Below are 24,018 nucleotides of genomic sequence, written 5' to 3'. Positions count from 1 at the left end.
ATCCAGGCCGGGCCGTCGCCGTCGGCCTCAAGTGTGCAAGGGCTGGAACCGGGTCTCGTGGATCATGAAGATCAAAGTGAGCAAGGACACCAAGGCCGTCGCCGCCACCCAATAGGCCGGGGCGATGGGATTGTCGGTGTAATCGATCAGCCAAGCCGCCATCATCGGCGTGCTGCCGCCAAAAATCCCGATGGAGGCGTTATAGGCGAAGGCCAGGCCGGTGCAGCGGACCGGGGCCGGTATCAGTTCTACATTGGTCGCCGCGATTCCCCCGGAGATCAGCCCCACGATCAGGGCGAAACTCAATTCGCCCAGGAAAATCACCGATTCATCCCCCGAGTGGATCAATTGGAACAAGGGCACCGCCCCCGCCGCCAACAACACCGAGGCCACGCCCAGTATCCGTTTCCGCCCGAAGCGGTCGGACAGCCAGGCCGCCAACGGCAACACCAGCAGCAGCAGCAACATGGCCCAGGTATTCAGCTTGAGGGCGACGCCTTCGGACAAATGGTCGATGTTCTTGATATAGCTGACCGCGTAAATGAACACGGTATAGAAAGCCACCCCAAAGCCGATATTCAGCAGGGCGACCCGCAATACCGGCAAGCGGTATTGGGTGAAAATATCCCGCACCGGGTTGGCGCTGCGGCCCACTGGGATATCCACATGCAGGCTATTGCGTATCCAGTACCCGGCCAGCGCGATCAAGCCGCCGAGGATGAAGGGAATCCGCCAACCCCAGGCGACGATCTCGGCATCGTCCAGCAGCCAATTCATCAGCCAACCCATCCCGGACCCGGTCAAAATCCCCGCCGAAGCCCCCCACGACCCCCAGACGGCGCTGAAGGCACGCCGGTTCTCGGGCGCGTGTTCCACCAAGAAGATCAAGGAGCTGGTGAATTCCCCGCCGACCGACAAGCCCTGGACGATACGCAGGGCGATGATCAGGAGGGGCGCGGCGATACCCACCGCCCCATAGGTCGGCAGGAATCCCATCAGTACCGTGGGCACGGCCATGGCGATCACCGAGAGGATCATGGCCCGCCGCCGCCCGACCTTGTCGCCGATCCGGCCGAACACCAGCCCGCCCAAGGGCCGGACCAGGAAGCCCGCCGCGAACGCCCCGAACGAGGCGATCAAGGACACCACCGGGTCGCTGGCGGGAAAGAACAGCTTGCCGATGACCGTGGCGAAATAGCCGTAGACGGCGAAGTCGTACCACTCCATCACATTGCCGATGAGTCCGACCAGGATGATCTTGGCCAGGGGGGTGGGGGTTGTCGTGTTCATGGGGCGCGACCTTGGGGCAAAAGCGTAACGATAGCAGGAAACCGGACATGGCTGTCCGCCGCGGGCCGGGCGCGAGGGCGTGGCGGTTGGGCCGGCGTCCAACGCGGGGCCGGGGCACGCCATCCCGTGGAATCCCCGATATTTCGGGGCATCGAACGCGCCGCCGTGTCGTGACAGGGCCACATTCCGCCGCTAAACTCCCGCGCCGCAAGCCGTTTCCACGCCGCCGCCGAACTGGCATGATCTTAGCCATAGCGGTGGACATGATCGAACTGCGCCTTCTCATCCGCACCTCCCGGCAACACACCCGTCCGGTCATCGCCGCCTTCCGCGCCCTGGCCCGTTGGGCGCGGGCCGAACCCGGCTGCTTGTCGGCCCGGCTGTTCCTGGCGGATGGCGACCCGCGCTGTATCTGCTATGTGGAAACCTGGGAGTCGGAGGAGGCGGTGCGGCAGATGATCCGCTCGCCGCATTTCAGTCGATTGGCCGCGCTGATGGAACTCGGGACCGAAGCGCCCGAGTGCCAATTCCGGTTGATCGCCGAAACCCGCGGCCTGGAATTCCCGGCCAGTGTGCGCTCGGACCTGAACGAGCCGCGGGACCCCCCTCCGAAAACCACGACCCCATGAGCGATAACCCATGTTCCAAACCCTGTCTTCCCGCCCGCGCCCGGCGCTCGCCGCCTTGGCCCTGGCCTTGGTCCCGGCCTGCGCCCCCGCCACCGAAGGCGGCACCAGCCATTATTTCCCCGGTGCCTACAACGATTTCTTCATGAATAAGCAAATGGACCCCGGCGTGTATTTCCGCGACGACCTGGTCTATTACGGCGGACGCTTGCCCGATGTGACCCTGGGCCGCAATACCGCGGTCAATGCCGATCTCGACCTGTGGCTCACCATCGCCAAGATGGGCTGGGTCAGCGATTTCGAAATCCTGGGCGCGCGCTACGGGGCCAGCCTCTTTATGCCCATCGTGTTCGACGCCCATCTGCGGGGCACGGTGGAATCCGGGCCGCGCCAAGGCTCCGGGAGCGGCAACGAGGGCGGCATGGGCGATATGGGGGTTTCGCCCTTGTCCCTGGTGTGGAAGTGGGAAGATTTCAACGTGAAACTGGACGAATTCATCATCATGCCCACCGGCTTCTACAACCCGGACCAGATCGTCAACCTGGGCAAGAATTATTGGTCCTTCGATAGCGTGCTGGGCCTGACTTGGGTGCATCCGACGCGAGGCCACGAAGTGTCGTTCAATGTCGGCTTCCTCAGCAACACCAAGAACGACGCCACCGAATACCAGAGCGGCGACGAATTCCACCTCGATTACACCGTGGCCCAGCATTTCTCGGAGGCGTTCGGCATCGGCGTGACCGGCTTTTATTTCAGCCAGTTGAGCAACGACAAAAGCCCGATGCTGAGCCAGCTCCAGGGGGTGGTGAACGCGCTCAACCAGATGCGCGACGCCACCGGCCAGCCTTTGCTGCCCCAGGTCGGCGGGTTCCAGGGCGAAGCCGCCGGGGTCGGTCCCATCGTGCGCTACAGCCCCAAACTCGGCGACAAGCAGGTGCATTTCATCGGCAAATGGATTCACGAATACGATGTGCAGCACCGTTTCGAGGGTAATCTCGGTATGGTCTCCGTGGCCCTCAATTTTTAACCCTGTCGTGAGCGCATCTTCATGCTGAAATTTCCGCTGTCCCGTTATGCCTTGGCGCTGTTGGGCCTGGTGTCCGCCGTTCCCGCCGCCGCCAAGGGTGCCAAACCCGCGCCCGGTCCGGCGGCGTTGGACCGCTCGGTCCTGCCCATCGCCCCGCCCCAATATCCCGCCATCAAAGAACTCGACGCCCGCAAGGCCAAAATCCCGCCGCGTTTCGAGGTGAAAGCCCCGCCAGGCGCGCCCAACGTGGTCATTGTGTTGCTGGACGATTTCGGCTTCGGCCAGTCCAGCGCTTTCGGCGGGGCGATCAACATGCCGACCCTGGACCGGCTGGCCCAGCAAGGCTTGAAATACAACCAGTTCCACGTCACCGCCCTGTGCTCGCCGACGCGGGCGGCTTTGCTCACCGGGCGCAACCATCATTCGGCCAACGCCGGCGCGGTGATGGATATCGCCACCGGCTTTCCCGGCTATAACGGCGTTAGGCCCAACGCCATCGCGCCCCTGGCCGAAATTCTGCGCCTGAATGGCTATAGCACCGCCGCCTTCGGCAAATACCATGAAACCCCGCCCTGGGAAGTCAGCCCCTCTGGTCCCACCGACCGCTGGCCGACCCGTTCGGGCTTCGACAAGTTCTACGGGTTCATCGGCGGCGAAACCAATATGTGGGCCCCGACGATCTACGACGGCGTGGCCCGGGTCGAACCGCCGCGCGATCCCCATTACCACTTCACCACCGACATGACCAACCAGGCCATCGCCTGGGTGCGCCAACAGCAAAGCCTGACGCCGGACCGGCCCTTCTTCGTCTATTACGCGCCGGGGGCCACCCATGCCCCGCACCATGTGCCGAAAGAATGGGCCGATAAATATAAAGGCCGCTTCGACGCAGGCTGGGACCGCTACCGCGAGGAAACCCTGGCCCGGCAAAAGCAACTCGGCGTCGTCCCGCCCAATACCCAACTCGCGCCCACGCCCGAGGCCATCCCGGCCTGGAACACCCTGGGCGAACCGGAGCGCCAGGTCTACGCCCGGCAAATGGAGGTCTACGCCGGTTTCGGCGAACACACCGACCATGAGATCGGTCGCTTGGTGCAGACCTTGGAAGAACTGGGCGAGATGGACAATACCTTGTTCGTCTATATCGTCGGCGACAACGGGGCCAGCCCGGAAGGCAGCATGGCCGGGGCCGCCAACGAGATGAACTCGCTGTTCAACGGCATTCCGGAATCCTTGGAGCAGAAAACCAAGCGGCTGGACAGCTGGGGCGGGCCGGAAACCTTCCCGCACTACGCCGTGGGCTGGGCCAACGCGGGCAACGCGCCGTTCAACTATGGCAAGCAGGTCGCCTCCCGTTTCGGCGGCAACCAGAACCCGATGGTCATCCACTGGCCCCAGGGCATCCAGGCCAAGGGCGAAATCCGCAGCCAGTTCCATCATGTGATCGATATCGCCCCGACCGTGCTGGAAGCCGCCCACATCCCCCAGCCCAAATTGGTCAACGGCACCACGCAAAAACCGATGGAAGGCGTCAGCCTCGCCTACACCTTCAACGATGCCAAGGCCGGGTCGCGCCACCACACCCAGTATTTCGAGATCGTGGGCAACCGGGGGATTTACCACGACGGCTGGTTCGCCGGGACCGTCCACAAGGCACCGTGGGAACCCAAGCCCCGCGCCGCGCTGGACCAGGATCAATGGGAGCTTTACCGGGTGGTGGACGATTTCAGCCAGGCGCAGGATTTGGCCGCGAAGAACCCGGCCAAGCTGAAAGAGCTACAAGCCCTGTTCCTCAAGGAAGCCGTGAAATACCAAGTCCTGCCGCTGGACGACCGCACCGTCGAGCGGCTCGATCCCACCGTGGCCGGCCGCCCCGACCTGATGGCCGGGCGCACCTCGCTCACCCTGTATCCGGGCGGCGTGGGCATGGCGGAAAACGCCTTCATCAACATCAAGAACCGCTCCCACAGCATCACCGCCGAACTGGAGATTCCCAAGGGCGGGGCCGAGGGTGTGGTCGTGGCCCAGGGCGGGCGTTTCGCCGGTTGGAGCTTGTATTTCAAGGACGGCAAGCCGGTGTATCTCTATAACTGGGTGGGGATGGAGCAATACAAAATCGCCGCGCCCGAAGCTCCGCACGCAGGCAAAGCCACCCTGCGCTATGAGTTCGCCTACGACGGCGGCGGGCGCGGCAAGGGCGGCACGGGTCGCCTGTTCATCGACGGCAAGAAGGTCGCGGAAGGCCGGATCGAAAAAACCGTGCCCAACCTGTTCTCGGCGGACGAAACCGCCAATGTCGGAGTGGACGGGGAAACCCCGGTATCGGCGGATTACAAACAGGGCGAGAACCATTTCACCGGCCAGATCGTCAAAGTCACCCTCGACGCCCCCGCGCCCCCGCCGGGCGCCGTCGCCGCAACCCCGCCCCCGCCCCCGCCCCCGGCGACGCCACGGGCACCTTGAGTTGTAGCCTGCGGCGATCTTCAGGCGCAGACCCACGAAGGTTATCCGGCATAAAAAAACCGCCAAGGGGTTGGCGGTCAAGCCCAAATAATCCTTGGGTCCGGGGCGCGGGTTCCCAAGTCATGCCTGGGAACCCGCAAGACCGGACTCAGTGGATTTCGCTGCGCCAAGCGCCGGTTTCGCCGCCTTGGTTTTCGATGAACTCCTTGAAGTTCTCCAAATCCTCCCCGATATTGGCGGACACCATGCCCAACATGTCGCCGATCTTTTCGGTCACGGTGCCGGGCTGGTATTCCACATCCACCGTGAGCAAAGTGCGGTCGGCCCCCAAAGGCTCGAATTTCACCACGCCCCGGTTCTCCGCGCCCGACACGGTGCGCCAGGCGATGCGCTGGTCGGGAATCTGCTCGGTGATCTCGGTCTCCCATTCGCGTTCGGCCCCGCCGATGGACGCCCGCCAATGCAGGTGCTGGTCGTCGAGTTGCTGGACCTCCTCGATGTTCTCCATGAAGCTGGGGAAATCCTCGAACTGGGTCCATTGGTTGTAGGCGGTCTGGACCGGAACGTCGATCTCGATGGATTGGTGCAGGCTGGCCATAAAGTTTCCTCTGTGGGCTATTCCGGCCTGTCCTAGGCCGGGTGCGTCGCTGTCGGCATCCCAAGGGGATGCGTTTATCCGCCGGGCGGACAGGCGGTTAGACTGCGGAGACGGTGGGAATTGGTAAGGGGTTTTACGGGGGCGGGGATATTGCGGACGGGGGCGGCGGAATCCGGGAAGCCTGGATTCCGCCGCGGCGGAAAATCGGTCAATCCTTATACGCCTCCACCGGCACCAACACCTTCACCTCGTCGCCGACGCCGGGAATCAGGTCTTTGGCCAGGCCACCGACGCCAGGCAGGTATTTGGTCATGCCGAATTCCGAGCGCTTGAGGCTGGCCTCGATATCGGCGGCGCACAATTCCTTCTGGTTGAGCGGGTTCCTGCCACAGGTGAAGTGGTGGATGGCGAGCTTCACCGGCTTCGTGACCCCCAACAAGGTCAGCGTGCCTTCGGCGGCCACCGGCACCCCGCCTTTGAAAGCCAATTTGTCGGCGTGGTAGGTGATGGTCGGGAACTGGGCGACATTGAAGAAATCCGCCGATTTCAGATGCTCGTTCCATTTATCCTCGCCCATGTCGAGGGAACTGGCGTCGATGGTCCAATCGACCTGGCCGGTTTGCTTGGCCCGGTCCAGTTCGATCTTGCCGGAGGTTTTATCGAAACGGCCCCGCTGGGTCGAAAAACCCAGGTGGTTGACCTCGAACACCGGCAAGGTGTGCCTGGGATCGATGGTATAGGTTTCGGCCTGGGCGCTGCCGATGGATAAGAGGGCGGTGAAGCCCAGGATGATCGCGTGACGCATGGAAGCCTCCTAAGGGCTGGGGATGAAAAGACCGGCTTGGACCGGCGGGTGGGCGGGACTGTACTGCGGCCCATTGTTTCAGGCTAGGGGATTTTCGGAGCGGGCGTCCGGTCCTGGCCAATCAACCGGCGTCCAAAGCAAGCTGTGGACTCCAGGAATTATCCGTACACCCAAACCGAATGCGGGCTAGCGCACCGGCACCGGCACTGGGAAATATTCGTACCATTCGACTTCGCCACCCGCCTGTTCCGGGCTGGGCAGGGCCGATGCCTGCCAGCCACCACCCAATGCCTTGACCAGCAGCACCGCCGCCACCATGCGGTTGCCCAGCACCTGCACCGCCGCTTGCTCGTTGTCGAGGGCCGCGGCTTGGGCGACCATCACTTCGAGATAGCCGGTGGTGCCCGCTTGGTACTGGTTGTGGGTCAGCGCGACCGATTCGCGGGCGGCTTTGACGGCCTTGGCCCGCACCGCGTATTCCTGTTCCAGGATACGCAGGGCGGCCAGCTGGTCCTCCACCTCCTGGAAGCCGGTCAGCACCGTTTGGCGGTAGGCGGCGGCGCTGGCGTCGAAGGCGTCGATGGCCTGTTTCATCTGGGCGCTGCGGGCACCGCCGTCGAACACCAGCAGGGACAGCGAAGCCGGACCCAAGGCCCAGTAACGCCGCGCCGCGTTGAAGAGGCTGGAGAGGCTGTAGCTTTGGAAGCCATTGGACGCGGACAAGGTCAGGGTCGGGAAATACGCCGCCTTGGCCACGCCGATCTTGGCGTTGGCGGCGGCGACCTGGCGCTCGGCGGCGGCGATGTCGGGCCGGCGTTCCAGCAATTCCGACGGGAGGCCCACGGGAACCGGCGGCGGCTTGGCGGTGAGCGGCGCGGCGGCGAGGTCCAGCGCGGCGGGCGGTTTCCCGGTCAACACCGCCACGGCGTGTTCGAGTTGCGCCCGCTGCACGCCCAGGTCGAGGGCCTGCGCCCGCGCCGATTCCAGTTGCATTTCGGCTTGGACCACATCGGCCTTGGCCGCGACCCCCACGCCATAGCGGTTGCGGGTCAGTTCCAAGGTCTTGGCATAGGCGGCCACGGTATCGTCCAGCACCTTTTTCTGCGCATCCAAAGCCCTCAACTGGAAATAATCCTGGGCCAGGGTGGCCTGGACCGAGAGCCGCACGCCTTGCAGGGTGGCGGCGCTGGCCTGGGCGCTGGCTTCGCTGGATTCCACTTGCCGCCGCACCGCCCCCCACAAATCCGGTTCCCAACTGGCGCTGAGGGCCACATTGAACAGGTTGCGCACTCCCGATACCGCCACGCTTTGGCCACTGGCGGACCGCGAGCGGTTGGTCGAAGCGGTGGCCGAGCCGGTCGGGGCGAAGGACGACCAGGCCGATTGCACCAAGGCCTGGGCTTGGCGGTATTGGGCTTCGGCCTGGGCAATGGAGAAATTGTCGTGGGTGGCGGCTTGTTCCAGCGCGTTCAATTGCGGGTCGCCGAAGATTTCCCACCACGCGCCAGGCAGGGCGTGGTCGCGGGGTTGCGCCGGTTTCCAGCCTTGCGCTTCCTTGAAAGCCTCCGGTGCGGGCGCTGCCGGCTTGACGTAATCCGGCCCGACGGCGCAGCCTGCGAGCAAGGCCAGCGCGACGGCGGTTCCCGAGGGTTTCGTGGCTTGGGTCATGGCGCGGTCTTTCCGGGACGGGGGCCGATCCAACGTTGGAACCGGTCCAGATAGAGATAAACCACCGGGGTGGTGTAGAGCGTGAGCAACTGGCTGGCGATCAAACCGCCGAAAATGGCGATGCCCAGGGGACGGCGCAGTTCCGAACCATAGCCGGTGCTGAGGGCCAAGGGCAAGGCTCCGAACAAGGCCGCGCAGGTGGTCATCAGGATGGGCCGGAACCGCAAGGCGCAGGCGGTGGAAATGGCGGCGCGCGGGTCCATGCCGAGCGCCCGCTCCGCGTGCAGGGCGAAGTCGATCATCATGATGGCGTTCTTCTTGACGATGCCGATGAGGAGGATGACGCCGACCAGGGCGATCAGGCTGAATTCGGTCCCGGAGGCGAGGAGGGCGAGCAAAGCCCCGACCCCGGCGGACGGCAGCGTCGAAAGGATGGTCAAGGGATGGACATAGCTCTCGTAGAGGATGCCCAGGACGATATAGACGGTCGCCAGGGCGGCGAGGATCAGCCAGGGCTGGTTGGCCAGGGATTCCTGGAACACCTTGGCCGTGCCCTGGAAGCTGCCATGGATCGATTCCGGCACGCCCAGTTCGTCCAGGGTGGCGCGGATGGCGCGGGTCGCGTCCGACAGCGAAGCGCCGGGCTTGAGGTTGAAGGAAACCGTCGCGGTCGCGAATTGGCCCTGGTGGTTGACCGAAAGCGGCGCATTGGTCGGCCCGAACCGGGCGATGGCCGTCAGCGGCACGTTCGCGCCGTCCGGTTGCGTGGCGCTGGGCGGAACCCGCAGGTAAAGGGTTTTGAGGCTGTCCGGCTGTTGCCAATATTCGGGGGCCAATTCCATCACCACATGGTATTGGTTCAAAGGATTGTAGATGACCGAGACCTGGCGCTGGCCGAAGGCGTCGTTCAGGGTGGCGTCGATCTGGGCCAGGGTCAGGCCCAGCCGCGCCGCCGAGGCACGGTCGATCACCACATCGATTTGCTGGCCCTTGTCCTGTTGGTCGGTGTTGACATCGGCCAGTTCGGGGCGGCCGGCCAAGCCCTTGACGATCCGGGGTGTCCAGGCGCGGAGGTCTTCCAGGCTTTCCGCCTGTAGCGAATATTGGAACAGCGCCCCCGCCATCCTGCCGCCGACCCGGAGGTCCTGGGCCGGTTGCAGGAACAGGTTGGCCCCCGGTTCCCGGCCCAGTTGTTGGCGCAGGCGGCCCATGATCTGGTCCAGGGAGGCACCCCGTTCCGCGGGCGGTTTCAGCTCCGCGAACATCAGGCCGCTGTTGCCGCCCTGTTGCCCGCCGATGAAGCCCACCACGCTGGAAATCGCCGGGTCGTGGCGGACGATATCCACGAAATCGGCCAGTTTCTGCCGCATGGCCTGGGAAGAAATGCCCTGGTCGGCCTGGATCGCCCCCATCAAGCGCCCGCCGTCCTGGGTCGGGAAAAAGCCCTTGGGGATGATGGCGTACAAATGGAAGTTCAAAGCCACCGTCGCCAACAGCAGCAGGACCATCAGCGGCCCATGGTTCAAGGCCCAGCCGAGGCTGTGTTCGTAGCCCCGTTGCAGGCCCAGGAACGCGGCTTCGGTCCAGGCCGGGACGCGGCCCAGCCGCCGGGGTTCGGGTTGTTTCAGCCAGCGGGCGCACAGCATGGGCGTGGTGGTCAACGATACCAGCAGCGACACCAGCACCGCGCTGGACAACGTGACCGCGAATTCCCGGAACAAGCGCCCCACGATCCCGCCCATCAGCAACAAGGGGATGAACACGGCGATCAAGGACAGGCTCATCGACAGCACCGTGAAGCCCACTTCCCCCGCCCCGCGCACCGCGGCCCGGAACGGCGGCTCGCCGGCCTCGATATGGCGGGCGGTGTTTTCCAGGACCACGATGGCATCGTCCACCACGAAGCCGGTGGCGATGGTCAAGGCCATCAGCGAGAGATTGTCGAGGCTATAGCCGCACAGGGACATCACGCCGAAGGTACCGATCAGGGATACTGGCACGGCGACGCTGGGGATCAAGGTCGAGCGCGGGTCGCGCAGAAACACGAACACGACGAAGATCACCAACCCCACGGCGATATAGAGGCTGCGTTCCACCTCGTCCACCGAAGCGCGGATGGTGGCGGAGCGGTCCATGGCCAGGGAGAGGTCGATGGCCGCTGGAATCGAGGCCCGTAACTGTGGCAACAGGGTTTTGATCCGCTCCACGGTCTCGATGATATTGGCACCGGGCTGTTTGCTCAGGATCAACAGCACCGAGGGCTTGCCGTCTTTCAGGCCCGCGTTGCGGATATCCTCCACCGAGTCCACCGCCCCGCCCAAATCGGCGATGCGTACTGCCGCGCCGTTGCGGTAGGCCACGATCAAGGGCAGATATTCGGCGGCGGTTTGGGCTTGGTCGTTGGCCTGGATTTGCCAGACCCGGTTTCCGGCCTCGACCACGCCCTTGGGCCGGTTGGCATTGGCGGCGGCGAGGGCGGCGCGGACTTCCTCCAGGCCGATGCCGTATTGGCCCAGGGCCGCGGGATTCAATTCCACCCGCACGGCGGGTAATGAACTGCCGCCGACGGTGACTTGGCCGATGCCTTGGATTTGCGCGATTTTCTGGGCCAGCACGGTGGAGGCCGCGTCGTACATCTGGCCGCGGGTCATCGTGTCCGAGGTCAGGGCCAGGATCATGATCGGCGAGTCCGCCGGATTGATCTTGCGATAGCTGGGGCGGCTCGGCAGGTTGGTGGGCAAGAGTCCCGCCGCCGCGTTGATGGCCGCTTGCACATCGCGGGCGGCCCCGTCGATATCCCGGTTCAAATCGAATTGCAGGGTGATCCGGGTCGAGCCTTGGGCACTGGACGAGGTTATCTCGGTGACGCCGGCGATCTGGCCCAAGGAACGCTCCAAGGGTGTCGCCACTGTCGCCGCCATGGTTTCCGGGCTGGCACCGGGCAGGTTCGCCATTACCGCGATGGTCGGGAAATCCACCTGGGGCAAAGGCGCGACCGGCAGCCGGAAGAACGCGAACATCCCGGCCAAGGCCACGCCCAGGGTGAGCAAGGTGGTGGCGACCGGGCGGCGGATGCACACGGCGGAGAGGTTCATGGCTTAGGCCGCCCGTTCTGTTTTTCTGGCGGCTGCTTAATCACCCGCCACCTCCCGCCGCGCCAGCCGCTCGAAAGCCAAATAAATCACCGGCGTGGTGAACAAGGTCAACACCTGGCTGAGCAGCAAGCCACCCACCAGGGCGAGGCCCAACGGTTGGCGCAGTTCCGAGCCCATGCCGCTCCCCAGCATCAAGGGCAAAGCACCGAGCAGTGCCGCCAAGGTCGTCATCAGGATCGGGCGGAAGCGCAGCAAACAGGCTTGGAAAATGGCTTCCCGCGGCGGCTTGCCTTCCTTGCGCTCGGCTTCCAGGGCGAAGTCGATCATCATGATGGCGTTCTTCTTGACGATGCCGATCAACAGGACCAGGCCGATGACGGCGATGATCCCGAGTTCGGTGTCCGCCAGCAGCAAGGCCAACAGCGCACCCACCCCGGCGGACGGCAGGGTCGAGAGGATGGTGATGGGGTGGATATAGCTCTCGTAGAGGACGCCCAGCACGATGTACACCGTGACCAGGGCGGCGAGGATCAACCACAGCGTATTGGACAGCGACGCGCCGAACGCCAGGGTCGCGCCCTGATAGGCGGTATGCACGCTGGTGGGCAGGCCGATGTCGGCCTTGGCGTGTTCGATGGCGTCCACCGCTTGGCCCAGCGCCGCGTTGGGGGCCAGGTTGAAAGAAATAGTGGAAGCCGGGAACTGGCCCAGATGGTTCAGCGCTAGCGGGGCCGGACGTTCCGACACCGTGGCGATGGCCGACAGCGGGACTTGGGTGCCATTGCTGGATGGGATGCGCAACTGGTCCAAAGCGGCCGGGCCGACGCGGAATTCCGGCTTCACCTCCAACACCACCCGGTATTGATTGGACTGGGTGAACAGGGTCGAGACCAAGCGTTGCCCGAAGGCGTCGTACAAGGCGTTGTCGATGGCCGCCGCCGTGATGCCCAGCCGCCCGGCGGTGGCGCGGTCGATGGCGAGATACACCTGCAAGCCCCGGTCTTGCAGATCGCTGGCGACATCGGCCAGTTCCGGGGCGGCGGCCAGCCGTTCCACCAAGCGCCGGGTCCAGAGGGACAATTCATCGGGATCGACGCTTTCCAGGGTGAACTGGTATTGAGTGCGGCTGATACGGGATTCGATGGTCAAATCCTGCACCGGCTGTAGATAGAGCTGGATGCCTTCGACCTGGGCGAGGCGCGGTTGCAGCCGCCGGATGACCGCCGAGGCATGGATGCGGCGGGTTTCCAGGGGCTTCAGGTTGATGAGGAAGCGGCCCGCGTTGAGGGTGGGATTGGTGCCATCGACGCCGACGAAGGAGGACAGGCTCTCCACCGCCGGGTCTTGCAGCACCACGCGGGCCAGGGCTTGCTGGCGCTCGGCCATGGCGGCGAAGGAAATGCTTTGCGGCGCTTCGGAAACGCCCTGGATGATGCCGGTATCCTGCACCGGGAAAAAGCCCTTGGGCACCAGCACATACAGCGCCACCGTCAGCGCCAGGGTCAACAGCGCCGCGAGCAGGGTCGCGCCCTGATGCCGCAACACCCATTCCAGCATCCGGCCATAGCCCGCGATCATGCGGTCGAAGAAGCGGCCCGTGGCGCGGTGGAAGCGGCCTTCCGTTGCCTCCTCGGTCCGGCGTAGTAGCTTGGCGCACATCATCGGCGTCAAGGTCAGCGACACCGCGGCGGAAATCAAAATCGCCACCGCCAGGGTCACGGCGAATTCCCGGAACAAGCGCCCCACCACATCGCCCATGAACAGCAGCGGGATCAAAGCCGCCACCAGCGATACCGTCAACGAAATGATGGTGAAGCCGATCTGCTCCGACCCCTTGAGCGCGGCCCGCAACGGCGATTCGCCTTGCTCGACATGGCGCGAAATGTTCTCGATCACCACGATGGCGTCGTCCACCACGAAGCCGGTGGCGATGGTCAAGGCCATCAAGGTCAGGTTGTTGAGGCTGAACCCGGCGAAATACATCGCCCCGAACGTCCCGACCAAGGACAGCGGCACGGCGACGGCGGGGATGGTGGTGGCGGCGGCGCTACGCAGGAACACGAAAATCACCGCCACCACCAGGACCACGGCCAGCACCAACTCGGCCAGCACGTCCCGCACCGAGGCGCGGATACTGGCGGTGCGGTCGGTCAGCGGTACCACCTCCACATCGGGGGGCAGCGCCGCCCGCAACTCCGGCAGCAAGCGCTGGATGCGGTCCACCACCTCGATGACATTGGCTCCCGGCTGGCGCTGGATATTGACGATGACCGCCGCGCTGTCGTTGGCCCAGGCCGCCAGCCGGATATTCTCGGCGGCGTCCACCGTGTCGGCGACATCGGAGAGCCGCACCGGACGGCCATTGCGGTAGGCGATGACCAATTCCCGGTATTCCGCCGCCGAATGCAATTGGTCGTTGGCGGCGAGGGTGGCGGCGCGGGCCGGGCCGTCGAACATGCCCTTGGGTTGGTTCACATTGGCGGCGGCGAGGGCGGCGCGGAGGTCTTCCAATCCCAGGTTATAGCTGGCGAGCGCCGCCGGATTGGCCTGGATACGCACCGCCGGGCGCTGGCCCCCGGCGATGGACACCAGCCCCACGCCGGATAATTGGGCGATCTTCTGGGCCAGCCGGGTATCGACCAAATCCTCCACCTTGGGCAGGGGCAGGTTTTGCGAGCGCACGGCCAGGGTCAGGATCGGCGCGTCGGCGGGATTGACCTTGCTATAGACCGGCGGCATCGGCAGGTCGGTGGGCAGGAAGCTGGTGGCGGCGTTGATGGCCGCCTGGACTTCCTGTTCGGCGATATCCAGGTTCAGATCGAGGGCGAATTGCAGGGTGATGACCGCCGCGCCGCCGGAACTGGTGGACGACATCTGGTTGAGTCCCGGCATCTGGCCGAACTGGCGTTCCAAGGGCGCGGTGATGGCCGAGGCCGCGACTTCGGGACTGGCACCGGGATAGAGCGCCACCACCTGGAGGGTCGGATAATCCACCTGGGGCAGGGCCGACACCGGCAGGGTCCGGTAGGCCAGGAAGCCCGCCAGCAGCAGGGCCAACATCAGCAAGGATGTGGCGACCGGCCTCAGGATGAACAGGCGCGAAGGATTGAAGGACGCGGGCGCGGCGGACGCTTCGGGCACGTTCATGGACGCTGGCCCCGCTGGGGGGGTTCCGGTTTGGGTTCCGCCGGTTCCGGTTGGCGCTGGCCGTCGCGCTGGACCAGTTCCACCTGGGTGCCTTCCCGCAGCTTGTCGGTGCCGTCCACCACCACCCGCTCGCCGGGCGCGAGACCTTGTCGCACCGCCGTCTTGTTCCCTTCCGCGGGTCCGGTCGCCACGGGTCGCACCGTCACCGTCCGGTCGTCCCGCACCACATAGACGAAGCTGCCATTGACCCCATGCTGGATCGCGGCGGAAGGCACCACCGCCACCGCGGCCAGGGTGTCCAGGGTCATGCGGATATTCACGAACTGGTTGGAGAACAGCGCTTGGTCCGGGTTGGGAAAGCGGGCCTTGAGCTTGAAGGTGCCGGTGGTGGGATCGACCTGGTTGTCCACCGCGTAGACCACGCCCTCGGCCAGCCGGTTTTTGCCTTGGCGGTCGTAGGCGGTGACGGGGATTTCCTGGCCGGGATGCCAGCGCCGCATCACGGGCCGCAACTCGTCCTCGGGCAGGGTGAAGACCACGGCGATGGGTTCGGTCTGGGTGATGACCACCAGCCCGCCGGTATCGCTGGCCTGGACGATATTGCCCGGATCGACCAGGCGCAGCCCGACCCGCCCGGTGATCGGGGCGGTCACTCGGGCATAGGTGAGTTGCAGCTTGGCGTTCGCCACCTGCGCCCGGTCGGTTTCGACCGTGCCCTGGTATTGCTTGACCAGGGATTCCTGGGTGACGACCTGCTGGGCCGCGATGGAATCCTGGGTTAACAAGGTCCGGTAGCGCTGTAGGTCCAGTTCGGCGTTCTGCAACAGGGCTTCATCCCGCGCCAGTTGGCCCTCGGCCTGTTGCAATTGCACATTGAAGGGCCGGGGGTCGATCTCGGCCAGGAGTTCGCCCTGCTTGACCTTCTGGCCTTCCTGGTAGGCCACCCGGATCAATTCGCCATCGACGCGGGGCCGCACCGTCACGGTATGCAGCGCCGTCACGGTCCCGAGTCCGTTCAGATAGACCGGGAAATCCTCGCGGGTGGTGGTGGCGGCGGCGACCGGTATCGCCGGGGCCATCCTGGCCGGGGGCGGCGCTGGGGGCGGGGTGGCGGCGAAGTATTGATAGGTCCAGGCCGCCAGCGCGGCCAGCGGCAACAAGGCCAGCCAGCGCAGCTTGGAAAATCCCGGCGGGATTGCCGCCGATTGGGGGGTCTCTGTGGCTTTCATCGGGATGGCGGGAACAGGCGGCTTGGAGGCATCGATCTATGGGGCGCGGGCTGGGGGTTGCATGGGGCGGTCCGGCTTAATGCCCCGACCGCTGCAAGTCGACGTCGCCCGAATGTCGGGGTGGCGTACGGCGTCTTGGACCTATGCTAATTCATGGGGTTGATGAAGTGCGTTGCTTTTACATTTTTTTACGTTGCTGCGCCGGAAGGACGTGGCCAGCCCCAGCCCCGCGAGCCAGCGGACACCCGCCGGATTGGGGGAACGGCTATGGGTTTTCATGGGATGGTAGATTTCCGGGGTCGCCGCGACTTGTGCGTGTCGAAATCCCGCCTAGGATTAAAGCCGCCCCTCCCGGCCTCCGTCCATCCATGGGCCTATGTTCAAGAAATATTTGCTATTCACGTTGTTCTGTTTATGCCTGGGTGCCAGCGCCCAGGGCTGGACCGCCGACACGTTCATCGCGCTGTCCTACCACGAAGTCGAAGACGAGGTGCCGCCCTCGGAAGCGCTGGGCCGCACCGTGGTCAGCCTCGCCAATCTCAAGGCCCAGTTCGCCTGGCTCAAACAGAATGGCTACCGGGTCGTCAGCGTCCAGGACTTGGTCGATGCCCAGGCGGGCCGCAAGCACTTGCCGGACCAGGCGGTCTTGCTGACTTTCGACGATGGCTATGCCGATTTCTACCGCAAGGTCTTCCCCTTGCTCAAGCAGTACCACTATCCGGCCCTGATCGCCCTGGTGGATTCCTGGTTGGATGTGCCGCCCGGCGGCAAGGTGCCCTACGGCGAGGAAGAACCCTGGGCCCGCAGCGATTTCCTGGGGTGGGACCAGGTGCGCGAAGTGGTCCGCTCCGGGCTGGTGGAGGTGGCTTCGCACAGCCACGACAGCCATCATGGTTTGATTGGCAATCCCCAGGGCAATACCCAACCGGCCTTGACCACCCGCCGCTACGATGCCGCATCCGGGCGCTACGAAAACGATGCCGAATATAACCAGCGCATCCAGGGCGACCTAAGGCGCAGTGCCGACACCTTGCGCCAGCGCACCGGGCAACGGCCCAGGGTGGTGGCCTGGCCCTACGGCGAATACAACCAAGCCCTGCTCGACGCGGCGCGGGACGCCGGAATGCCCATCACCCTGGGATTGGCCGATGGCCGCAATACCCTGGCCGACCTGCCCGCCGTGAAGCGGCTATTGGTGGCCGAGAACCCGGATATCGACGGCTTCGCCCAGATGATGACCCGCCTCCGGGCCGACCGCCCGTTGCGGGTAGCGCATGTCGATATCGACTATCTCTACGATCCCGACCCGGCCCAGACCGAGCATAACCTGGGCTTGCTGTTGGACCGGCTGCGGACGATGCACGCCAATACCGTATTCCTGCAAGCCTATGCCGATCCCGATGGCGATGGCAACGCCGAAGCCCTGTACTTCCCCAACCGCCACCTGCCGGTGCGGGCCGATTTGTTCAACCGGGTGGCGTGGCAGATCAAGACCAGGGTGCGGGCCAAGGTCTATGCCTGGATGCCGGTGCTGGCGTTCCGGGTCGCCCGCCCGGAGGATTGGTTCGTCCACGAGTGGAAAGACGGCCAGCCGCGTTTGTCCAGCCATGTCTATAAGCGCCTGTCACCCTTCCAGCCGGAGGCCCGCCAGCTGATCGGCGAAATTTACGAAGACCTCGCCAAGCACGCCAATTTCGCCGGGCTGTTGTTCCACGACGATGCCTTGCTGTCCGATTACGAGGATGTGGGTCCGGCGGGGCTGGCCGACCTGCGCCAAGTCCGCGGCCTGCCCCAGGATTTCGCTGCGCTGCACGCCAGTCCCGACACCCGGATGCGCTGGGCCCAACATAAGACCGCCGCCCTCGACGCCTTCACCCAGGCACTCGCGGAACGGGCGCGGCGCTACCGGCCCACGCTCAAGACCGCCCGCAACCTCTACGCCTTGCCCTTGCTCAAGCCGTATTCGGAGGAATGGTTCGCCCAGTCCTACGCCGCCGCCCTGGCCGATTACGACTATGTGGCGGTCGAGGCGATGCCGTTCATGGAGGAGGCGGACAATCCCGACGCCTGGCTGACCGAGCTGGTGCTGAAAGCCGCCTTATATCCCGATGGTCTCCGCAAAACCGTGTTCGAGCTGCAAAGCGTGGACTGGCGCAACCATAGCGATATTCCCATGGACGTGTTCCTCAAGCAGATGCGGCGGGTGCAGGAACTGGGGGCTGTGCATCTCGGCTATTACCCGGACAACCCGTTCCGCGACCAGCCCCGCGCCCAGGATTTGGAAGCCGTTTTCGCCTTGCCACCCGCGCCCTGAACCCGGACCTTGCCATGAACCATTGCGCCACCGTCCTGGACGGCTTCATCCCCTGCCTGGACGGGTTGCCCGCACCGCTGGCGGCGGTCGGGTCGGATTTCTTGATGTTCGAGGCGGCTTTGGAACGCCAAGCCGCCGCCGCCCTGGATTGGCTGGCCGGCTTGCCTTGGCCTGTGCTGGATCAGGGGATTTCGGCCTTCGTGTTCTACTATCCCTTGTTCATGGCCTATGCCTGGATGATCGGGGCCGGGATTTTCTACCTGCGCTGGGAACGGCCCCAACACCGGGCCGGGCGGCGCGTGCCCGACCTGCCGCAACAGCCTCCGGTCTCCATCCTGATCCCCTGCTACAACGAGGGGGCCACCTTGCACGAAACCCTCGGCTATCTGCGGCGGCTGGATTATCCCCACTACGAAATCATCGCCATCAACGACGGCAGCCGCGACAACACCCTGGCGATCCTGGAGGCATTGGCGCTCGATTTCCCGGCGCTGCGGGTGTTGAACCTGGCCTCGAACCAGGGCAAGGCGGTGGCGCTCCGAACCGCCGCCCTGCTCGCCAACAGCGAATATCTCATCTGCATCGACGGCGACGCCCTGTTGGACCCGGACGCCATTCCCTGGCTGCTGCGCCATTTCCTGGACGATCCCCGCGTGGGGGCCGTGACCGGCAATCCGCGCATCCGCACCCGTTCGACCTTGCTGGGCAAGCTCCAGGTCGGCGAGTTCTCCGCCATCATCGGCCTCATCAAACGCGCCCAGCGGGTCTATGGGCGGATTTTCACGGTATCGGGGGTGATCGCGGCCTTCCGCCGCAGCGCCTTGCACCGGGTCGGCTATTGGAGCCCGGACATGGTGACGGAAGACATCGATATCAGTTGGAAGCTGCAATTGGACGGTTGGCAATTGCGCTACGAACCCCGCGCCCTGTGCTGGGTGCTGATGCCGGAAACCCTGGCCGGGCTGTGGCGGCAGCGGGTGCGTTGGGCGCAGGGCGGGGCGGAAGTATTGCTGCGCTATGGCCGGTCGGTGTGGCGCTGGTCGGCACGGCGGCTGTGGCCGATCTATCTCGAATGCCTGGCGGGCTATGTTTGGGCGCACCTGATGGTGTTGGCGCTGTTGGGCTGGGCGCTGCATCCATCCCGCGACTTCTGGGATGCCCTGGTGCCCGACTGGACCGGGATGCTGCTCAGCGTGACCTGCTTGGCGCAGTTCGCGGTCAGCATGGCCATCGACGCCCGCTACGAAGCCTACGGCAACGGCCAGCCGGGCCGCTACTATTATTGGATGATCTGGTACCCCCTGGCCTACTGGCTCATCAATGTCGGCACCACCGTGGCCGGGATGGCGCGGGCCTTGCGCAAGCGCCGGGGACAACGGGCGGTGTGGGTTACTTTGGATAGAGGAGTTTTCAAACGTGACGATTGAACTCGTCATCGACCAGCCCGCTTGGCAGAATCCGCGCCAACGGCTGGCTTCCTGGGCGCTGCTGCTGTGCGGCTGGGCCTTGTGGCTATATTTCGCCTTTCCTTTCGTCGAATTGTGCGGCTGGTGGCTGGACGTGCGGGTTTGCTCCTGGTGGGTCAACCTGTCGGGCGGCTCTTTGAGCCTGCGCATCCTGTTGTTCCTGTACGGCAAGACCCTGGCCGGCCTCCTGGGCGGCTGGTGCGCCTGGACAGTTTATAACGACCGCCGGGAGCGGCGGCGGCCCGCCCCCTGTCCGCTGCCCGTGCCGCAGGAAGACCTGCGGCGCGAATTCGGCGTGGGCGGACGGCAACTCGCCCTGGCCCGGAACAGCCGTCATACCACGGTCCATTTCGATAGCGCCGGGCGGATTCTCAAATTGGAGGTGCGTTAGCACGGACCCGCTGTTGTAACAGGCGGCGGTAGACCTCCGGGTCCACATTGCCGCCGCTGACCACGCAGCACACGGACGCGCCCCGGAACCGTCCCGGTTCCGCCAACAAGGCCGCAAGCCCCAAAGCGCCGGTAGGCTCGGCCTTGAGATGGGCTACCGCGAACAATAGCCGCACCGCCTCCGCGATCCAGGCTTCCGGGACTTCGACGATACCGGCCAGCCCTTCCCGCAAGATTTCCCAGTTATGCCGTCCTAGTGCTCTGTCACCCGTCGAATGTGGGGTAGAGCTTGCGGAGCTTGATGCGGGCGTCGGCGGTGGTGAATTGCCAATTGGCCTTGACCTGGGTTTGGTTGCGGCGCTCTGTCCAGGCGGCGACGTGGCGGACCAGGTCGTCCCGTTGGCCGACGCGCTCGGGCAGGTCGCGGGCCAGGGCGCTCAGTTCGATCTCGGCCATGTCCAGCCAACTGCCGTGCTTGGGCGTGTGGTGGATCTCCAAGCGCTCGGCGATCCGCCGGGCTTCCTCCGGCGGGAAGGCCTCGTACAGGCTGGCCGCCGAGTGCGTGTTCAACTGGTCCATGACCACCACGACCTTGTCCGCGTCCCGGTAGCGTCCATCGACCAGGTCCCGGACGATTCCGGCGAAGTCCTTGCGGGTCCGGCCCTCGGTGACCCGGGCCTCGCGCCATCCCGCCAGGGGCTCGAAGGCCATGAACAGGCTGCCCACCCCGTTGCGGACGTACTCGCTGTCGTAGCGCTCCGGCTGGCCGGGCCCCATCGGCAGGGGTTCGCGCACCTCGCCCACCAACTGGACGAAGGACTCGTCCAAGCAGACCACCGGCAGCCTGGGGTCGTAGGGCCGCCGGTAGACCTCCAGCACGTCCTCCATGTCGGCTACGAACTCGGCCGAGGCCTTGGGCGGGATGACCCACATCTTGCGGAGGTGGGGCTTGAGCTCGTTTTTTTGAGCGTGCGCCGCACGGTTTCGTAGGACACGGTTTCGGCGTAGTCCAGTTCGACCATCCGGTCCGCCAGCAACCGCAGCGTCCAGCGCGGCTTGCCCCCGGGCGGCTCGGAACAGGCCAGCGCGATCAGCCGCGCCTCCTGCTCCCCGTCCAGCAGGCGGGCGTACACCCGGTCGGTCGGTTTGGGCACCAAGGCGGCTTCAATGCCCTGCTCCACGAAACGTTGCCGTACCCGCTCCACCGTGCGGACGTCCACGTTCAACGCCTCCGCTATCCCGGCGTCGGTGCGGCCCGGACCGCCCTCGGCCTCGTCGGCCTGCAACAGGATGCGGGCATGGGCCAGCTTCCGCGCCGCGCCTTTGCCACTCCCGATCAACCCCTTCAAATCGCCCCGCTCCTCGGCGGTGAGCGTCACCCGGTATCGCTTCGCCATCTCACACCTCCGGTCCCTCGGTTTGGCAATGCCCGCCAAACCTTCAAGCCTTAGACCCGGCAACCTAGGCGTGATGCTGCACTAGGCTGAGCGTGCGGGCACCGTCGGCCAAGGTGGGCGGCTCGCTGTCGTTGGCGACGATCCGGCCCGCCCGTAGCGAGCGGGCGGCGTCGTTGGCGAGGGCCGGTTCCGCGCCCCACACCGGCACCCCGCACCCCGCCCGCCGCAATCCCGTAATCAAGCCCGCCGTGAGTCCGCCGCCTCCGACCGGGGCCACTACCACATCGAACTCCCTGCCCAGGCCGGCGATTTCCTCGCCCAGGCTGGCATTACCCTCGATCACCCAAGGATCGTCGTAGGCGCTGGCGACATAGGCCTCCGGGGATTCGGCGGCGAGTTCGGCCACCCGTTGCGCCCGGCTGGTGACCGCCACGTCCACCCATTCCACCCGCCCGCCGTGGCTCCGCACCGCCTCGACCTTGACTTGCGCCGACGTGGTCGGCATCACCACCACGCAGCTTTTCCCCAGCAAACGGCAGGCATAGGCCAGCCCTTGCCCGAAATTGCCGGAGGACGCGGCGACGATGACGGGATGCGGTACCGCTGCGGCCAAGCCATAGGCCGCGCGGAATTTGAAGCTGCCGGTGTGCTGGAACCGTCATTCCGCACCCATGCCCTACACTTTGGCCTTTTCTGAGTGAGGGAGCATGACTTCGACGGTTTCGATCCCGGCGGCGGGTGAAGGAGGTGCCGCCGACTATGCCGTCCAGGACCTCGATCACCTGGGCTTGGTGGCGGGGATGGTCGATGAACTGGGGTTGGTGGAACTGATCGACCGCCTGGTTCCGCAGGACCATGGACAGCGCAAGCTGTCGGTGGGCGTGTTGGTGAAGGCGATGATCCTGAACGGCCTGGGGTTCGTGCAGAGGACGCTGTACCTGATGCCCCGGTTTTTCCAGGACAAGCCGGTGGAACGGCTGCTGGGGCCGGGCGTCCTCGCGGAGCACCTGAACGACGACGCGTTGGGCCGCGCCCTGGACGCCATCCACCGGTACGGCCCCACGGAACTGTTCGCCGCGCTGGCGGCGCAGGCGGTGAAGCGGCTGGGCTTGGCGTGCCGGACGGGGCACCTGGACGCGACCAGCCTGCACACCGACGGCCAGCCCAAGGGTGGGGAGGAGCCGGAAGTCGTCCGCGTCACCCAGGGGTACAGCCGCGACCACCGGCCGGATTTGAACCAGGTGGTGGCGCAGTTCATCTGCGAGAACGAAGCCGGGATTCCCTTGCTCATGAAGGCGCTCGGCGGGAACAGCAGCGACCAGGCCGACTTCCGCCAGACGGTGTCGGCCCATGTTGGGCAATTGCGGACCGACGTGGGGCTGGAATATCTGGTGGCCGACAGCGCGCTCTACACCGGGGAAACCCTGCGGGAATTGGACGGCTTCGGCTGGATCAGCCGGGTGCCGGAGACCGTCGGCCTGGCGCGCGAGTTGACCCTGGCGGTGGCGGGCGACCTGGCGCGGAGCCCGGAGGAACTGGCCTTCCGGAGCCTGTGCGTTACGCATGGCGGCATCCGGCAGCGTTGGCTGGTCGTGCATACCCAGGCCGCCCGCCACCGCGCGGGGAAGGCCTTGGGCAAACGGCACCTGGCCCAGGGCGAGGCCGAGTGGAAAGCCTTCGACCGGCTCCAAAGGACCCCCTTCGCCTGCGCGGCGGACGCCGAAGCCGCTTTGTGCGCCTTCCGCAAGCAGCACAAGCTCACCTCGGTCCACGACGCCCAGGTCCTCGCCCGTCCCCGCTACGCCAAGCAGGGGCGTCCCGCCCAGGGCCAGCCACCGGACGCCCACCAATACTTCGTCCAAGGGGGCCTGGCTTCCCGGATCGATCTCCACCGCCAGGCGCTGGACCGCAAAAGCTGCTTCATCGTCGCCACCAACGAACTGGACGGCCAGGCGCTCCCCGACGGCCGGGTCATCGACCTCTACAAAAAGGGCCAACAGAAGGTCGAGCGTGGATTCCGTTTTTTGAAGGACCCACTCTTTCTTGCCTCCACGCTGTTCCTGAAATCGCCCCGCCGCCTGATGGCTTTGCTCATGGTGATGACCCTGTGCTTGCTGATCTACGCCGCCATCGAATGGCGGATCCGCCAGACCCTGCAAATCAGCCAGCGATCCTTCCCCGACCAGAAGGGCCAGGCCACTCAGTGCCCCACCGCACGCTGGGTCTTCCAGTACTTTTCCGGCATCCGCCTGCTCAAAGTCATGGACTCCCAAACCCTCGTTCTTGGCCTCAACCTCCACCACAGGACAATCCTCGACCTGCTCGGCAACCGCTACGCCGAGCTATATGCCAATTCAGCGTGAAGGGGTGCGGAAAGACGGCTGGAAGGTTTCGCTGACCAGGGTGAGCCGCAGGCCGAGTTGGCGCGAGAGCGGTTCGGATTCGATGACGGTGGTGGGGCGGACCACTGTACGTAGGGGTGGGGGCGGCGCGGGCATCGGGG

General features: G+C 65.3%; 17 protein-coding genes and 1 pseudogene. 7 read left to right on the top strand and 11 right to left on the bottom strand.

Translation table 11 applies throughout. The features are described from left to right. Positions 1 to 27: 27 nt before the first annotated feature. A complete protein-coding gene (locus B9N93_RS16440; protein ID WP_085215336.1) occupies positions 28 to 1,290 on the bottom strand; it encodes an MFS transporter in 1,263 nt (420 codons plus the stop codon). Between the two features lie 239 nt (positions 1,291 to 1,529). On the opposite strand from B9N93_RS16440, the gene B9N93_RS16435 reads away from it, so the two are divergent. The 3 genes from B9N93_RS16435 to B9N93_RS16425 are packed head-to-tail and all read left to right on the top strand — an operon-like array spanning position 1,530 to position 5,406. Next, positions 1,530 to 1,919, top strand: a complete 390-nt coding sequence (locus B9N93_RS16435; protein WP_176225292.1) for a putative quinol monooxygenase — start codon at positions 1,530 to 1,532, stop codon at positions 1,917 to 1,919. 10 nt (positions 1,920 to 1,929) lie between these two features. Next, positions 1,930 to 2,943, top strand: coding sequence for a SphA family protein (locus tag B9N93_RS16430; protein ID WP_085215334.1), 1,014 nt, complete (start codon positions 1,930 to 1,932; stop codon positions 2,941 to 2,943). Between the two features lie 21 nt (positions 2,944 to 2,964). Further along, positions 2,965 to 5,406, top strand: a complete 2,442-nt coding sequence (locus B9N93_RS16425; RefSeq protein ID WP_085215333.1) for an arylsulfatase — start codon at positions 2,965 to 2,967, stop codon at positions 5,404 to 5,406. Between the two features lie 148 nt (positions 5,407 to 5,554). Here the strand turns inward: B9N93_RS16425 and B9N93_RS16420 are convergent, their stop codons facing one another. The 6 genes from B9N93_RS16420 to B9N93_RS16395 form a co-directional block, all read right to left on the bottom strand. Then, the gene (locus B9N93_RS16420) at positions 5,555 to 6,004 is read right to left on the bottom strand and encodes an SRPBCC family protein (RefSeq protein WP_085215332.1); all 450 of its coding nucleotides are present in this window, start codon (positions 6,002 to 6,004) and stop codon (positions 5,555 to 5,557) included. A gap of 208 nt (positions 6,005 to 6,212) precedes the next feature. Next, positions 6,213 to 6,809: a YceI family protein gene (locus B9N93_RS16415; RefSeq protein ID WP_085215331.1), complete on the bottom strand. Its 597-nt coding sequence runs from the start codon at positions 6,807 to 6,809 to the stop codon at positions 6,213 to 6,215. Positions 6,810 to 6,995: 186 nt separating this feature from the next. Continuing rightward, on the bottom strand, positions 6,996 to 8,477 hold the full coding sequence (locus B9N93_RS16410; protein WP_085215330.1) for an efflux transporter outer membrane subunit: 1,482 nt from the start codon (positions 8,475 to 8,477) through the stop codon (positions 6,996 to 6,998). Further along, positions 8,474 to 11,572, bottom strand: a complete 3,099-nt coding sequence (locus tag B9N93_RS16405; protein WP_085215329.1) for a multidrug efflux RND transporter permease subunit — start codon at positions 11,570 to 11,572, stop codon at positions 8,474 to 8,476. Before B9N93_RS16405 ends, B9N93_RS16410 begins: the two co-directional genes overlap by 4 nt. Positions 11,573 to 11,608: 36 nt before the next feature. Beyond that, positions 11,609 to 14,719 carry an MdtB/MuxB family multidrug efflux RND transporter permease subunit gene (locus tag B9N93_RS16400; RefSeq protein ID WP_085215328.1) on the bottom strand — a complete coding sequence of 1,037 codons (3,111 nt, stop codon included), beginning with the start codon at positions 14,717 to 14,719 and terminating at the stop codon, positions 11,609 to 11,611. Further along, positions 14,716 to 15,948, bottom strand: a complete 1,233-nt coding sequence (locus B9N93_RS16395) for an MdtA/MuxA family multidrug efflux RND transporter periplasmic adaptor subunit (RefSeq protein WP_085215327.1) — start codon at positions 15,946 to 15,948, stop codon at positions 14,716 to 14,718. Before B9N93_RS16395 ends, B9N93_RS16400 begins: the two co-directional genes overlap by 4 nt. 376 nt (positions 15,949 to 16,324) lie before the next feature. On the opposite strand from B9N93_RS16395, the gene pgaB reads away from it, so the two are divergent. Genes pgaB through pgaD form a run of 3 tightly spaced genes read left to right on the top strand, consistent with a single transcriptional unit; the run spans position 16,325 to position 20,119 of the window. After that, on the top strand, positions 16,325 to 18,262 hold the full coding sequence (gene pgaB / locus B9N93_RS16390; RefSeq protein WP_085215326.1) for a poly-beta-1,6-N-acetyl-D-glucosamine N-deacetylase PgaB: 1,938 nt from the start codon (positions 16,325 to 16,327) through the stop codon (positions 18,260 to 18,262). Between the two features lie 14 nt (positions 18,263 to 18,276). After that, on the top strand, positions 18,277 to 19,689 hold the full coding sequence (gene pgaC / locus B9N93_RS16385) for a poly-beta-1,6-N-acetyl-D-glucosamine synthase (protein WP_254899410.1): 1,413 nt from the start codon (positions 18,277 to 18,279) through the stop codon (positions 19,687 to 19,689). Continuing rightward, on the top strand, positions 19,679 to 20,119 hold the full coding sequence (pgaD, locus tag B9N93_RS16380) for a poly-beta-1,6-N-acetyl-D-glucosamine biosynthesis protein PgaD (protein ID WP_176225291.1): 441 nt from the start codon (positions 19,679 to 19,681) through the stop codon (positions 20,117 to 20,119). The genes pgaC and pgaD overlap by 11 nt, the downstream gene beginning before the upstream one ends. Here the strand turns inward: pgaD and B9N93_RS16375 are convergent. The 3 genes and pseudogenes from B9N93_RS16375 to B9N93_RS16365 all read right to left on the bottom strand — a co-directional run. Beyond that, on the bottom strand, positions 20,100 to 20,450 hold the full coding sequence (locus B9N93_RS16375) for a pyridoxal-phosphate dependent enzyme (protein ID WP_085215324.1): 351 nt from the start codon (positions 20,448 to 20,450) through the stop codon (positions 20,100 to 20,102). The two genes, pgaD and B9N93_RS16375, sit on opposite strands and share 20 nt — an antisense overlap. Beyond that, a protein-coding gene (locus B9N93_RS16370) for an IS630 family transposase (protein ID WP_125468899.1) occupies positions 20,383 to 21,515 on the bottom strand; the annotation gives its coding sequence in 2 pieces (ribosomal slippage) (positions 20,383 to 21,083 and positions 21,083 to 21,515; 1,134 coding nt in all). The genes B9N93_RS16375 and B9N93_RS16370 overlap by 68 nt, the downstream gene beginning before the upstream one ends. Before the next feature lie 64 nt (positions 21,516 to 21,579). After that, positions 21,580 to 22,158 (bottom strand): annotated as a pseudogene (locus B9N93_RS16365) (pyridoxal-phosphate dependent enzyme); the annotation flags it as partial. 64 nt (positions 22,159 to 22,222) lie between these two features. Between B9N93_RS16365 and B9N93_RS16360 the strand changes: the two are divergent. Further along, entirely contained in the window at positions 22,223 to 23,878 is a 1,656-nt protein-coding gene (locus tag B9N93_RS16360) for an IS1634 family transposase (protein WP_085214819.1), read from the top strand. On the opposite strand, the gene B9N93_RS25605 is transcribed toward B9N93_RS16360, so the two are convergent. Then, positions 23,870 to 24,013: a hypothetical protein gene (locus B9N93_RS25605; RefSeq protein ID WP_176225290.1), complete on the bottom strand. Its 144-nt coding sequence runs from the start codon at positions 24,011 to 24,013 to the stop codon at positions 23,870 to 23,872. The two genes, B9N93_RS16360 and B9N93_RS25605, sit on opposite strands and share 9 nt — an antisense overlap. Between the last annotated feature and the right edge of the window lie 5 nt (positions 24,014 to 24,018).

It is taken from the genome of Methylomagnum ishizawai, from assembly GCF_900155475.1.
Taxonomy (GTDB): domain Bacteria; phylum Pseudomonadota; class Gammaproteobacteria; order Methylococcales; family Methylococcaceae; genus Methylomagnum; species Methylomagnum ishizawai_A.
The sequence above is the reverse complement of the archived record's forward strand: the minus strand, read 5'-3'. Positions and strand labels throughout refer to the sequence as shown.

What these genes read in the sequence shown, in the direction of transcription:
- B9N93_RS16420 (WP_085215332.1), bottom strand. Translation starts at nt 6,004, where the DNA reads ATGGCCAGCCTGCACCAATCCATCGAGATCGACGTTCCGGTCCAGACC.
- B9N93_RS16415 (WP_085215331.1), bottom strand. Translation starts at nt 6,809, where the DNA reads ATGCGTCACGCGATCATCCTGGGCTTCACCGCCCTCTTATCCATCGGC.
- B9N93_RS25605 (WP_176225290.1), bottom strand. Translation starts at nt 24,013, where the DNA reads ATGCCCGCGCCGCCCCCACCCCTACGTACAGTGGTCCGCCCCACCACC.
- B9N93_RS16360 (WP_085214819.1), top strand. Translation starts at nt 22,223, where the DNA reads ATGACTTCGACGGTTTCGATCCCGGCGGCGGGTGAAGGAGGTGCCGCC.
- B9N93_RS16425 (WP_085215333.1), top strand. Translation starts at nt 2,965, where the DNA reads ATGCTGAAATTTCCGCTGTCCCGTTATGCCTTGGCGCTGTTGGGCCTG.
- B9N93_RS16410 (WP_085215330.1), bottom strand. Translation starts at nt 8,477, where the DNA reads ATGACCCAAGCCACGAAACCCTCGGGAACCGCCGTCGCGCTGGCCTTG.
- B9N93_RS16400 (WP_085215328.1), bottom strand. Translation starts at nt 14,719, where the DNA reads ATGAACGTGCCCGAAGCGTCCGCCGCGCCCGCGTCCTTCAATCCTTCG.
- B9N93_RS16435 (WP_176225292.1), top strand. Translation starts at nt 1,530, where the DNA reads ATGATCTTAGCCATAGCGGTGGACATGATCGAACTGCGCCTTCTCATC.
- pgaB (WP_085215326.1), top strand. Translation starts at nt 16,325, where the DNA reads ATGTTCAAGAAATATTTGCTATTCACGTTGTTCTGTTTATGCCTGGGT.
- pgaC (WP_254899410.1), top strand. Translation starts at nt 18,277, where the DNA reads ATGAACCATTGCGCCACCGTCCTGGACGGCTTCATCCCCTGCCTGGAC.
- B9N93_RS16395 (WP_085215327.1), bottom strand. Translation starts at nt 15,948, where the DNA reads ATGAAAGCCACAGAGACCCCCCAATCGGCGGCAATCCCGCCGGGATTT.
- B9N93_RS16440 (WP_085215336.1), bottom strand. Translation starts at nt 1,290, where the DNA reads ATGAACACGACAACCCCCACCCCCCTGGCCAAGATCATCCTGGTCGGA.
- B9N93_RS16430 (WP_085215334.1), top strand. Translation starts at nt 1,930, where the DNA reads ATGTTCCAAACCCTGTCTTCCCGCCCGCGCCCGGCGCTCGCCGCCTTG.
- B9N93_RS16405 (WP_085215329.1), bottom strand. Translation starts at nt 11,572, where the DNA reads ATGAACCTCTCCGCCGTGTGCATCCGCCGCCCGGTCGCCACCACCTTG.